The organism is Streptomyces sp. NPDC006393 (genome assembly GCF_040628575.1).
GTDB lineage: Bacteria > Actinomycetota > Actinomycetes > Streptomycetales > Streptomycetaceae > Streptomyces.
In genome coordinates this window covers 12,662-25,160 of record NZ_JBEXZD010000052.1, presented here as the reverse complement: position 1 = coordinate 25,160, position 12,499 = coordinate 12,662, and the positions used below count along the sequence as shown (strand labels likewise).

The 12,499-nt window shown below is 71.0% G+C and carries 10 protein-coding genes; 5 read left to right on the top strand and 5 right to left on the bottom strand.

All coding sequences use genetic code 11. From position 1 onward, the window contains the following. The first annotated feature begins 23 nt into the window (after positions 1-23). The 4 genes from ABZ484_RS21780 to ABZ484_RS21765 all read left to right on the top strand — a co-directional run bounded on the left by ABZ484_RS21780 (position 24) and on the right by ABZ484_RS21765 (position 5,521). Positions 24-1,379, top strand: coding sequence for an aspartate aminotransferase family protein (locus tag ABZ484_RS21780; protein ID WP_358867574.1), 1,356 nt, complete (start codon positions 24-26; stop codon positions 1,377-1,379). 163 nt (positions 1,380-1,542) lie between these two features. Then, entirely contained in the window at positions 1,543-2,244 is a 702-nt protein-coding gene (locus tag ABZ484_RS21775) for a GntR family transcriptional regulator (RefSeq protein ID WP_358867553.1), read from the top strand. Continuing rightward, positions 2,241-4,790 (top strand): dolichyl-phosphate beta-glucosyltransferase, encoded by a 2,550-nt coding sequence (locus tag ABZ484_RS21770; RefSeq protein ID WP_358867552.1) that lies wholly within the window; start codon positions 2,241-2,243, stop codon positions 4,788-4,790. Before ABZ484_RS21775 ends, ABZ484_RS21770 begins: the two co-directional genes overlap by 4 nt. An 80-nt stretch (positions 4,791-4,870) precedes the next feature. Further along, positions 4,871-5,521 (top strand): hypothetical protein, encoded by a 651-nt coding sequence (locus ABZ484_RS21765; protein ID WP_358867551.1) that lies wholly within the window; start codon positions 4,871-4,873, stop codon positions 5,519-5,521. 46 nt (positions 5,522-5,567) lie between these two features. Here the strand turns inward: ABZ484_RS21765 and ABZ484_RS21760 are convergent, their stop codons facing one another. The 3 genes from ABZ484_RS21760 to ABZ484_RS21750 all read right to left on the bottom strand — a co-directional run bounded on the left by ABZ484_RS21760 (position 5,568) and on the right by ABZ484_RS21750 (position 10,181). Continuing rightward, a complete protein-coding gene (locus tag ABZ484_RS21760; protein ID WP_358867550.1) occupies positions 5,568-7,403 on the bottom strand; it encodes a 5'-nucleotidase C-terminal domain-containing protein in 1,836 nt (611 codons plus the stop codon). 153 nt (positions 7,404-7,556) lie between these two features. Beyond that, complete coding sequence (locus ABZ484_RS21755) at positions 7,557-8,663, bottom strand: hypothetical protein (protein ID WP_358867549.1); 1,107 nt, start codon at positions 8,661-8,663, stop codon at positions 7,557-7,559. A 234-nt stretch (positions 8,664-8,897) separates the two neighbouring features. Next, a complete protein-coding gene (locus tag ABZ484_RS21750; protein WP_358867548.1) occupies positions 8,898-10,181 on the bottom strand; it encodes an adenylosuccinate synthase in 1,284 nt (427 codons plus the stop codon). 196 nt (positions 10,182-10,377) lie between these two features. Between ABZ484_RS21750 and ABZ484_RS21745 the strand changes: the two genes are divergently transcribed. Beyond that, positions 10,378-11,247 carry a diacylglycerol kinase family protein gene (locus ABZ484_RS21745; RefSeq protein WP_358867547.1) on the top strand — a complete coding sequence of 290 codons (870 nt, stop codon included), beginning with the start codon at positions 10,378-10,380 and terminating at the stop codon, positions 11,245-11,247. Position 11,248: 1 nt separating this feature from the next. Here ABZ484_RS21745 and ABZ484_RS21740 read toward each other — a convergent pair whose 3' ends face one another. Continuing rightward, positions 11,249-11,860 carry a Uma2 family endonuclease gene (locus ABZ484_RS21740; protein ID WP_358867546.1) on the bottom strand — a complete coding sequence of 204 codons (612 nt, stop codon included), beginning with the start codon at positions 11,858-11,860 and terminating at the stop codon, positions 11,249-11,251. Positions 11,861-11,933: 73 nt separating this feature from the next. Beyond that, entirely contained in the window at positions 11,934-12,431 is a 498-nt protein-coding gene (locus ABZ484_RS21735; RefSeq protein ID WP_358867545.1) for a MarR family transcriptional regulator, read from the bottom strand. Between the last annotated feature and the right edge of the window lie 68 nt (positions 12,432-12,499).

Sequence of the window (12,499 nt, the reverse complement as noted above, 5' to 3'; positions counted from 1 at the left end):
CCCCCCAGCCCTCTCAGCCCTCGCTGAGCCCCCAGCCGAACCCCGAGGCCGGTGCCGCCGTGAAGGCCGCCGACCGGGCGCACGTGTTCCACTCCTGGTCCGCGCAGGAGCTCATCGACCCGCTGGCCGTGGCCGGCGCCGAAGGGTCGTACTTCTGGGACTACGACGGCAGGCGCTACCTGGACTTCTCCAGCGGGCTCGTCTACACGAACATCGGCTACCAGCACCCGAAGGTCGTCGCCGCGATCCAGGAGCAGGCCGCCCGGCTGGCCACGTTCGCGCCGGCGTTCGCCCTGGAGGCGCGCTCGGAGGCGGCCCGGCTGATCGCCGAGCGGACCCCGGGCGACCTGGACAAGATCTTCTTCACCAACGGCGGCGCCGACGCCGTCGAGCACGCGGTGCGCATGGCCCGGCTGCACACCGGGCGGCCGAAGGTGCTCTCGGCGTACCGCTCGTACCACGGCGGCACGCAGCAGGCCGTGAACATCACCGGCGACCCGCGCCGCTGGCCCTCCGACAACGGCACGTCGGGGGTGGTGCACTTCTGGGCGCCCTTCCTCTACCGCTCCCGCTTCTACGCCGAGACCGAGGAGCAGGAGTGCGCGCGGGCCCTGGAGCACCTGGAGACGACGATCGCCTTCGAGGGGCCGTCGAGCATCGCCGCGATCATCCTGGAGACGATCCCGGGCACGGCGGGGATCATGGTGCCGCCGCCCGGCTATCTCGCCGGGGTGCGCGAGCTGTGCGACAAGTACGGGATCGTGTTCGTCCTGGACGAGGTGATGGCCGGGTTCGGGCGGACCGGTGAGTGGTTCGCGGCGCAGCTCTTCGACGTCGTGCCCGACCTGATGACCTTCGCCAAGGGGGTGAACTCGGGGTACGTGCCGCTGGGCGGTGTGGCGATCTCCGGGAAGATCGCCGAGACGTTCGGCAAGCGGCCCTACCCCGGTGGTCTGACGTACTCCGGGCACCCGCTGGCGTGCGCGGCGGCCGTCGCGACGATCAACGTGATGGCCGAGGAGGGCGTCGTGGAGAACGCGCGGCGGCTGGGCGCCGAGGTCGTGGAGCCGGCGCTGCGCGAGCTGGCCGAGCGGCACAGCAGCGTCGGCGACGTGCGCGGTGTCGGCATGTTCTGGGCGCTGGAGCTGGTCAAGGACCGCGAGACCCGCGAGCCCCTGGTGCCGTACAACGCGGCCGGTGAGGCGAACGCGCCGATGGCGGCCTTCGCCGCCGCCGCGAAGGCGCACGGCCTGTGGCCCTTCGTCAACATGAACCGCACCCATGTGGTGCCGCCGTGCAACACCACGGAGGCCGAGCTGAAGGAAGGCCTGGCCGCGCTGGACGCCGCCCTGTCGGTGGCCGACGAGTACACGAAGTAGCCCACCGGATCCGGGACACCCTGTTCCCGCCTCACCGGGCGGCTGCGGGAACCCGAACGCGTAAGGTGGCGTGCTCGTAGACATACGTACGCACGCGACCCCGTGGACGTATGTTCGAGGACGACGAGCACGCCACCGCACGCGTAAGGGAGACGGCCCGACCATGCCCGGCATCAGCGGCACTCCAGCCGTGACGCGCAGCACCCTGCGGCAGCAGATCGCGGAGGCGCTTCGGGACGAGGTGCTGGCCGGGCGGCTTCAGCCTGGGCAGGAGTTCACGGTCAAGGAGATCGCCGAGCAGTACGGGGTGTCCGCGACCCCCGTGCGTGAGGCGCTCGTCGATCTGTCCGCACAGGGCCTGCTGGAGGCGGACCAGCACCGCGGGTTCCATGTGCACGAGTACTCGCCGGCCGACTTCCGCGAGATGATCGAGGCCCGCAGCCTGGTCACGGACGGCATGTTTCATGCCATGGCCGCCGGGCGGGCGGCCCTGCGCGACCCGCTGGACCCACGGACGGCGGCCACCCTCGCGGGGGTGCGGCGGCGTGGCGAGGAGGCCCAGCGCGCGGCCCGCGCCGGTGACCTGACCGTGCTGATCGGCTACGACCTCCGCTTCTGGCGCGAGCTCGGCCTGCTGTTCGGCAACTCCCATCTCGCCGACTTCCTGCACCGGCTGCGCGTGCAGTCCTGGGTGTGCGCGGTGCAGCATCTGCGCCGGCTCGACGATCTGCGCGGGGTGCTGTGGTGCGGCCACACCGAACTCGTCGACGCACTGGTGAGACGTGACGCACCGGCGGCCCGGGCGATCCTCGCCGCGTACAACGCGCACTCCCTCGCCCTGGCCGACCGGATGGCAAGAGCATGAGCAGATCCGCCCCCGGGGCCGAGGAGCCGTCCGCCCCCGAGCCGCACTCCGCCGAGCCGCACTCCGCTGCCCCGTCCGCCCCCGAGCCGCACTCCGCCGCCCCGTACGCCGCCGGGGAGCGGTCCGCCGACGCGCCACCGGTCGAGTTGTCGGTCGTCATCCCCGCCTACAACGAGCACGAGCGCCTCGGCCCCACCCTGGACGCCGTCACCACGTATCTCGCCGACAACGAGAGCCGCTTCGGCAGCTGGGAGGTCGTCGTCGCCGACGACGGCTCCACCGACGGCACCGGCGGCCTCGTCACCGTCCGCCGGGACCCGCGGGTCCGGCTCGTCGGCGGCGGGCGCAACCGCGGCAAGGGCCACGCCCTGCGCCTGGGCGTCGCCGCCACCCGGGGCCGGCGCGTGCTGGTCACCGACGCCGACCTCGCCGCCCCCATCGAGGAGCTGGAGCGGCTGGACAAGGCGATGGGCGAGGGCGGTGCCGCCGCGATCGGTTCCCGCTCGGTGCCCGGCGCGACGATAGGCAGCCGCCAGCACCGGGTGCGCGAACTGATGGGCCGCGCCGGTAACGTCCTCATACGCCGGGTCGCGGTGCCCGGCATACGCGACACCCAGTGCGGCTTCAAACTCTTCGACGGCGAGCGGGCCCGCACGGCCTTCGCCGCCTCCCGGCTCAACGGCTGGGGCATCGACGTGGAGGTGCTCCAGCACTTCCGGCGCGCCGACTGGCCCGTCACCGAGGTCCCGGTCCGCTGGTCCCACCAGTCCGGCTCCAAGGTCGGCCCGCTCGACTACGGCCGGGTCCTCGCCGAGCTCGCCCGCCTCAAGGCGCGCACCGCCCGGCCCGCCGACGTCCTCGCGGTCCTCGCCTTCCTGGTGATGGCGGTGGTGCTGTACTCCGGCCGGCTGGCCGGCCCCGGCCACCGCTACCTGCCCGACTCGCTCCAGGACCAGAACCAGTGGGAGTGGTTCTTCGCGGTCACCGCCGACAGCGTGGCCCATCTGCGCAACCCCCTCTTCACCGACCTCCAGGGCTTTCCCGACGGCGTGAACCTCATGGCCAACACGGTCATGCTGGGTCTGTCCGTCCCCTTCGCCCCGATCACGCTCGCCTTCGGCCCTGCGGTCTCGCTGAGCGTCTGCATGACCCTGGGCCTGGCCGCCACCGCCGCCGCCTGGTACTGGCTGATCGTCAAACGGGTCGTACGGAACCGGGGAGCGGCCTTCACCGGCGCCTCGCTGGCCGCGTTCGCCCCGCCGATGGTCAGCCACGCCAACGCGCACCCGAACTTCGTGATCTTGTTCATGATCCCGCTGATCGTCGACCGGGCGCTGCGGCTGTGCGAGGGCACCCGAGTCCGCCGGGACGGGATCGTGCTGGGGCTGCTCACGGCGTACCAGATCTTCCTGGGCGAAGAGCCGCTGCTGCTCGCGGCGATCGGCATGACGCTGTTCGCCGCCGCCTACGGGGTGGCGGACAGGGAGGCGGCGAAGACGGCCTGGCGGCCACTGCTGAAGGGCCTGCTGATCGCCGGCGCGGTCTGTCTGCCGATCGTCGCCTTCCCGCTGTACTGGCAGTTCGCGGGCCCGCAGAGCTACAAGAGCGTGCTGCACGGCGACAACGCGGGCAACAGCCCCCTGGCCCTGCTCTCCTTCGCCGAACGCTCCCTGTTCGCGGGCGACGCGGCACGGGCGAACGCCCTGTCCCTGAACACCACCGAGCAGAACGCCTTCTACGGCTGGCCGCTGGTCCTGCTCGCCTTCGGGATCACCGTACGGCTGTGGGAGCGGACCCTGGTGAAGGCGCTGGCCGTGACGGCGGTCGGCGCGGCGTTCCTGTCCCTGGGCCCGAAGTTCCGCCTGCCGATGACCGACACGGTCTATCCCGGCCCATGGGCCCTGCTCGCCCACAAGCCGCTGTTCGAGTCGGTCATCGAGGGCCGGGTCGCGATGATCTGCGCCCCCGCGCTCGGCATGCTGCTCGCGCTCGCCCTGGCCCGGCTGGCGTCGGCCCGCAAGGTCGGCACGCTCTACGCCGGTCTGATGGCCGTCGCCCTCGCGCTGCTGCCGCTGGTGCCCGCCCCGCTGAAGGCGGTGGACCGCGCTCCGGTGCCGGCGTTCATCGCGGACGGCATGTGGAAGCCGTACGTCCGCGACGGCGAGTCACTCGTCCCGGTGCCGCTGCCCGACCCGGGCGCGGCCGAGGCCCTGCACTGGCAGACGGCGGCCCACCTCGGCTTCAAGCTCCCCGGCGGCTACTTCAACGGCCCCTGGGGCCCCGACCGCATCGGCATCTACGGCGCCTCCCCGCGCTACACCTCCAACCTGCTGCGGGACGTGCGCTACACCGGCGTGGTGCCCACCATCGGCGAGAACTGGCGCACACAGGCCCGGCAGGACTTCGCCTACTGGCACGCGGGCGCCCTGGTCCTCGCCCCGCAGCCCAACGACGGCCCGCTGCGCAAGGCGGTCACCGCGCTGGTGGGCCACCCGGGGAAGTGGACGGGCGGGGTGTGGGTATGGGACCTGCACGAGGGGAGCTGACGGGACCCGCACCGACTACCCTTCCCTGACCGCGTTTTCCCGACCGTGTCGTGTGCTTCGCACTGGATGAGGAGCCCTCTTTGGCCTGTGACCTGTGGCTGGTACCGCTCGTCGACGTGTTGTGCCACACCCCCGACAACCCGTTCGCCGAGGAACTCGCGCAGTACAACGAGGTGCTGGCCGAGAACGGGCTCCCGCCGGTGCCGGTGTACCAGTACATGCCGGGCCTGTCCGGGGAGGTCGCGCCGGTGGCCGGCTTCGACTACGACGCACTGCACTTCCTGCGCCGCTCCTACCTCCTCCAGGTCTGCGGCCTGCCGCTGACCCCGGTCGACGAACTGGGCGGCGACTACGAGCAGTTGCTGGAGATGTTCGAGTCCACGGCCCAGCAGTCCCACCTGGTCTGGCACTACGACCACGCGGGCGCGTACGTCCCCCTGGACTTCCCCCACCCGCTGTCCAACGACGAACTCCTGGCGAGCGGCGGCCCACTGGGTTCCTCCCAGGCCCTGCTGCGCGAGCTGGAGCACGTCGCCCCGGCCATCGGCATCGACCCGGCCAACCCCCCGGCCGCCCCGTCACCCCCACCCGCCCCCACCGAACTCGAACAGCCGGCCGCCCCCGCCCCCTACGACCCCAGCCCCTTCGCCCGCGAACGCCACGTCTGGCTCGGCCTCCACGCGGCAGCGACCCGCAGCCTGGCCCAGGGCTCGATGATCGTCTTCAGCTGAGAGCGGCCGGACCGGGTCGGCGGGCCGGCCGCTTGGGGATCGGTGGTCAGAACACCGGCGTTCCGGCCTGGGTCAGTTTCCAGTTGGCCGTGGCGAAGTCGGCGGGGTCGAGGGTGGCCTTCGAGGTCACGTAGTCGATCATCAGCTGGCGGATCTCGTCGGTGGAGCTGTAGGCGATGGGGGCGGACGCGATGTGCGGGTAGCCGGAGCCGCCGTTGGCGCGGTAGTTGTTGACCGCGACGACGAAGAGCTGGTCGTCGGCCACCGGCGCGCCCTGGTACGTGAGGTTCTTGATCCGGGAGCCCTCCGGCTGGGCGATGTCGATCTCGTAGTCGACACCGGCGGCGGTGTCGTACATGTAGTCCCAGAAGTCGTTGGCGTTGGTCAGGGTCGCGGTGTCGACCGTCGTGCCGGCCGGGACCTGGTGGTAGTACTTCGCCGCGTACTCCAGGTACTCCTTCAGCTGGGCGCCCGTGAGCCTCTTGCCGTAGAGGGTGTTGTCGTAGATGTAGAGCCCGGCGATGTCGCGGATGGTGACGTCGCCGGCCGGGATGTCGGCGGTCCGGCTGAAGGGTGCCGCGACGGAGACGAGCGGGAGTGCCGCGTCCGACGCCGACAGGCCTGCCGCCACGTGCTTCGTCTGGACCTCGTGGATGAAGTCCATGATCGGTACGTCCTTCCAGCAGGACTCGGCCGCCGAGAGGTCCTGCGTACAGGTGCCGACCGGGGTGTTGACGTACTTCACCACCAGCTCGTGGTCCGCCCGGAGCAGCCGTGTGATCTCCGGGTCCTCCTCCACCGTGTCGGGGTTGAGGGTCTGCGCCGTCTTGCCCGTCACCTTCCACTGGCCGTGGTGGAGTTCGAGCTCGAAGTCGAAGACGCTGAGACGGTAGCCCCAGCAGTACGGCTCCGAGAGGAGCACGTCCTCGCCGGTCTCCGCGTTCTTCACCGTGTAGGAGGGGACCTCCACGTGCGTGTGGCCCACCAGGATCGCGTCGATGCCGGGGACTTGTTCGGCCACGAGGTTCGACGCGTTCTCCACGTAGGGGAGTTCGTCGCCGTAGGAGGACGAGCCGTCCAGGCCCGAGTGGTCCGTCAGGAAGACCACGTCGCAGCCCAGCGCCCTGAGTCTCGGCACGTACTTCTTCGCCTGCTCCACCAGGCCGGTGAACGCCATCCTGCCGCTGACGTTGTCCTTGTCCCACAGCGCGATGCCGGGGTTGGTCAGGCCGAGGATGCCGACCTTGATGTCGGGCGCTCCGGGCACCCGGATCCGCTTCACGGTGTACGGCCGGAACGCGGGCCGCAGCGTCCTCGCGTCGAGCGCGTTGGCGCCGAGCAGCGGGAAGTCGCACTGGCTCTCGAACTTCCGCAGGACGTCGATGCCGTAGTTGAACTCGTGGTTGCCGAGCGCGGCGGCGTCGTAGCGCATCTGGTTCATGGCCACGGCCATGGGGTGGACGGGACCCTTGCGGCCGTCCGTGCCGGTGATCGGGTCCACGCGCGCGTAGTAGTACGCCAGTGAGGTGCCCTGGATGATGTCGCCCGCGTCGACGAGCAGCACGCGGTCCTCGCCCTTCGCCTCACGCTGCTGCCTGACGAGCGTGGCGACGCGTGCGACGCCCACGGAGTTGCCCTTGGCGTCCTTGTAGGCGGCGTCGGTGTAGTAGTCCCAGTCGAAGACGTGGCTGTGCAGGTCGGTGGTGCCCAGGATGGAGAACGACCAGGTCTTCGGCGCCTTTTCGGGCTTGCGGCCGGCGGCCCGCGAGGCCTGCGCGGCCTGCGCGGCGGGGGCGCCGGCCGTCCCCGCGACGGCCACGGCCGCCGACGTGACGGCGGACTTCTTCACGAACTCCCGGCGGTTCATGGGACTGACGGGCATACAGGGCTCCTGAAAGGCTGACGTGACGCGTGTAGATATCGGTGCCGTACGGAACTACTCGCGTAGAGCGTGGCCTCTGTCCGGTCCGCCGGAAACCAGGAAGTGGCCATGCCCGGGTCAAGCCTGGGTCATCAGGTGCTCGGCAGCGGAGGTTCAGGTTCCGGAGTCGCGCAGGCTCCAGCGGTCGGTGGTCTCGACGCGCAGCAGGCAGCGGTCCGGCACCGGTACCGTCAGCCGGGCCTCGCCGCGCCCGTCGGCCAGCACCGGACCCGAGTGGAGCGAACGGGTGACCGTGACAAGGCGGAACGGACCGTCGCCATGGTGCTCGAACCGCACGGCCCGCAGCCCCGCGGCCTTGACCACGCTCTCGATGCCCCGGCCCGTCAGCCGGCTGCCCCGGCGCAGCTGCCGTGCCTCGCCGGCCGGGCGCAGCGCCAGCCGCCACGGCCCCGGGGCCGACACCTCCAGCAGCATCACCGCGCCTCGCTGCGGCGGCACCAGCACCCGGGCACGCGTGACGTCCCGGCCGCACACGCCCTTCACCAGCTCGGTCGAGCGACCGAACCCCGTACCGGACACCGCGTAGGCGTCGCGTTCCCGGCCTTCGGCCTCGAAGACCAGGAGGACCCGGCCGCCCGTCCCGGGCCTGTGCACCCGGACCCGGGTCGTCCCGGAACCGTGGATCCAGGTGAGGCCTTGCCCCTCGGCGCGGGCGGCGACGTCCAGCCGTTCCAGGGCCGCCCGCCCTCGCTCCAGGATCTCCGGAACCCGGTCGGGGGTGCTCGCCTTGGCGTCCTCGTACGCCTGGAGGGCCGTGGCGTAGTCCGCCAGGTCGTCCGGGGCGCTGGAGGGGCGGGGCGTGTAGGGGTGGTCCGTCAGCAGCTCGCCGTACTCGGTGACGGCCTGTTCGGCGGCGCGGACGGCGTCCGCTCTCCGCGCCGGGGCGGGTCGTGACTCGGGGGTGAGTCGTGACTCGGGCTCGAGTCCTGAGTCGCGCTCGGTCCGTAGCTCGGGCTTCGGAGCGTGCGCCGACGCCGACCTGAGTGCCCGTCCGTTCCTGGGTCTCGCCGTCGGCCTGGACCCGAACCGGCGGGCCACCAGCGCCGGCGGCACGACGAGAGCCGCGTACATGAGAAGGGCGGCGCCGCCGTCGCCGACCGGCAGCAGCCCCACCGCGAGCATCAGTACGGCGAAGGCGGCCGTTCCGCTGATCAACCCGTACGCCAGGCACCTGCCCCAGGACGCCCTGACCGGCTTCATCGAGCCACCCCCCGTCGGTCCCGACGGCTCACCGCACTGTCCGTGGACCATCGTGCGGCGGGCCATCGCGGGCGAACAGGGGTGGACGCGGGCAAACGGAACCGGCTCCCGTTGCCGGACACCGGCAATGCGGGGGATGCGGGACATGCGGGCGGCAGCGGCATCGGGCGGACGGCGGCCGGCGCGCGAGGCGTCGGCCGCCGTTCCCGGCAAGGATCTACCGCACGGGCCGGGCTACAGGAACGAGTTGATCTCGATCGTCTCGTCGCGGCCCGGGCCGACGCCGATCGCGGAGATCGGGGCGCCGGACATCTCCTCCAGGGCCTTGACGTACGCCTGGGCGTTCTTGGGCAGGTCGGAGAAGCTCTTGGCCTTCGAGATGTTCTCCTGCCAGCCGGGCAGGTACTCGTAGACCGGCTTGGCGTGGTGGAAGTCGGTCTGGGAGTACGGAAGCTCCTCGACCCGCTTGCCGTCGATCTCGTAGGCGACACAGACCGGGATCTGCTCCCAGCCGGTGAGGACGTCGAGCTTGGTGAGGAAGAAGTCCGTCAGGCCGTTCACCCGGGTCGCGTAGCGGGCGATCACCGCGTCGAACCAGCCGCAGCGGCGGTCACGGCCGGTGGTCACACCGCGCTCGCCGCCGATCCTGCGCAGCGCCTCGCCGTCCTCGTCGAACAGCTCGGTCGGGAACGGGCCGGAGCCGACACGGGTCGTGTACGCCTTCAGGATGCCGATGACCCGGCTGATCTTCGTCGGGCCGACGCCCGCGCCGGTGCAGGCACCGCCCGCCGTCGGGTTGGAGGAGGTCACGAAGGGGTACGTGCCGTGGTCGATGTCCAGGAGGGTGCCCTGGCCGCCCTCGAACAGGACGACCTTGTTCTCCTCCAGGGCCTGGTTGAGGACCAGGACGGTGTCGGCGACGTACGGCCTGATCTGCTCTGCGTAGCCCAGCAGCTCCTCGACGACCTGACCCACGGCGATCGCGCGCCGGTTGTACAGCTTGGTCAGGATCTGGTTCTTGACGTCGAGCGCCGCCTCGACCTTCTGGGTGAGGATCGACTCGTCGTACAGGTCCTGCACGCGGATGCCCACGCGGTTGATCTTGTCCGCGTAGGTCGGGCCGATGCCGCGGCCGGTGGTGCCGATCTTGCGCTTGCCGAGGAAGCGCTCCGTCACCTTGTCGACGGTGACGTTGTACGGCGTGATGACGTGGGCGTTTCCACTGATCAGGAGCTTCGACGTGTCGACGCCGCGCTCGTTCAGACCGCTCAGCTCGGAGAGCAGGACCGACGGGTCGACGACGACGCCGTTGCCGATGACGGGCGTACATCCGGGGGAGAGGATTCCGGAAGGGAGGAGGTGCAGTGCATACTTCTGGTCGCCGACGACGACCGTGTGGCCGGCGTTGTTGCCGCCCTGGTAACGCACCACATAGTCCACGGAGCCGCCGAGCAGGTCGGTGGCCTTTCCCTTGCCCTCGTCACCCCACTGAGCACCGAGCAGCACAAGTGCGGGCACGCGCGTACACCCCTTCCGGGCGGGGCATGTCCAAGGTCAGGGGCGTACGCGGGTTCACCGCCGCGTACACCGCGCGACCGTCGTCGGCCGCACAAACCGTCGGACCGGATGCCCCGGAATAGACGAAGCCCCTGGCGCAATAGCGCAAGGGGCTCTTGCACAAAGATGCTACCCGAGGAAGTGAGGCAGGACCGAGGTGGCAACCTTCGCGACGTCCGATCAGCTGCTGGTGGTCATCGACCCGGTCGCCCGGCGGACGGACGGGGAGTCCGTACGGATCGCGAAAGACGTGCTCAGCGCGGGTGCGGCCACCAAGGTGTGCCTGCCGGACGGCCCGGAGGAGTTCGCCCGGGCACTGGCGCGGCGCGGCTCGCGGCGGCCGGTGGTGGTCGGTGACGACCGGGCGCTGCTGCGGGCGGTGTCCCTGCTGCACCGGCAGCGGGAGCTGACCGCGTGCGCGCTGTCGGTCGTACCGGTCGGAGATGTCATGTCCCTGGCCCGTTCGCTGGGTGTGCCCGCGGGGCCGGTGGCGGCGGCGCGGGCCGTGCTGGACGGGGTCGTACGGCGCCTGGACCTGCTCGTCGACGACAGCGACGGGGTGGTGCTGGGCACGCTGCGCATCCCGCCGCTCGGCCCGCACGAGGCGCCTGCGGGCGCGACGGCCCTGCCCGCCGAGGTGCCCTCCGCGCCGGGCCACCCCTGGCTGCGGACCTGCCAGTCGCTCGTACGGACCCTGGTGACCCGCCCGCCCCGGACGGCGTCCGACGCCGGTCCCGAGCCTTCCCGGCTCCGGGTGGAGGTCGACGGGGAACTCGTGGTGGACCTGGACCAGCCCGTGGAGGCGGTGTCGGTCGTGCCGGGGGCCGCCGGAGTGGCCGAGGTGGAGGTGCGGCCGCTCTCCGTGGGCGCCGCGGGATCCCCGGTGCGGGCGGAGGGCCGCACGGTGACCGTCTCAGGAGCGCACTTCCGCTACCGGGCGGACGCGGTGGTGTCCGGGCCGGTGCGGACCCGGACGTGGACGGTGCGAGAGGGGGCCTGGGGGCTGGTGGTACCCGCGGCGGGGTGAGTCAGGCCTGGTCCTCGGGGGGACGGAACCCGCTCGTGTCGAGGATGCAGTCGAAGGGTTCCGGGATGGGGAGCTTCTCGCCGAAGGGTTTGCTGGCCCGGAACCGGTACCCCGCCGGCGCCGGGCACCCGTACACCGTGGCCTGCTGCTTCTGCATGTCGAGCACCAGGTACACGGGGACGCCGGCCCTGTTGTACACCTCGACCTTGCCGATCAGGTCGTCCTTGCGGGTGGAGGGAGACGTCAGCTCGGCGACGAAGGACAGGGCTTCGCCGTCCAGGTGATAGCTGTCCGACTCAAGGACTCGCTCATGCGCCGCCCAGATGTCCGGGCCGTACGCGCTCTCGTCTCCAGGAAATACGAACAGGTTCGGAGTCCGGTCGATGACGTGCCCTTCGGGGAGGTGCGGCGTCAACTGTTCGGAAACCATGCGCATGATGCGGGTGTAACAGCCCTTCGACCACGGCGACAAGACGATGCTCCCCCTGACGATCTCGGCCCTGAAGCCCGTGGGCGCGACGGCTTCATCCACCGCAACGAGTGCGTCCAGCAACGCCTCGAAGCCATCGGGCTCGATGCCGCTCATCGTCGGTCGCTCAGTCATCAACGTCATGATGCGCCCTCCCCTGGCATGCGGACCAGCCCGCCACTCAGAGTAGCGGATCAGCTACACCCTCAACGTCTGATCACGAAGATCCGAAGAGCTCCTCCCGGCGCACCCGCCAGCGCTCCATCATCGCCACGACCTCACCGTCGATGAACTCGAAGAAGGCCAGCGTCTCGGCCAGCCGCCGCCCGGCGGGGGTGTCGGCGCCGAGGCTGTCGACGCCCTCGCGCAGGGCGTACTCCCAGCGCTTGATGACCGCCTCGCGGTTGGTGAGCGCCTCGTACCACTGGTCGGCGTGCACCCGGTAACGCTCCCGCCGCGAGCCCGGCTCCCGCTCGCGCGAGACCATGTGGACCTGCGCCAGGTAGCGGACCGCGCCGGAGACCGCGGCCGGGCTGATCTTCAGTTGCTCGCTCAGTTCACTGGAGGTGAGCGTGCCGGTGTCGGAGGAGAGCAGTGCGGCGAAGACGCGGGCCGGCATGCGCTGCAACCCGGCCTCGACCAGTTGGGCCGCGAAGCTCTCCACGAACTTCGACACCGCCTCCGGGTCACGCTCAGGCGCCTTCTCGTCCGTCATGCCCGCATCCTCTCCCCTCGTCCCGACGCGCTCCCGAGTTTATACGCTTCCTTAACTTCACAATTTTC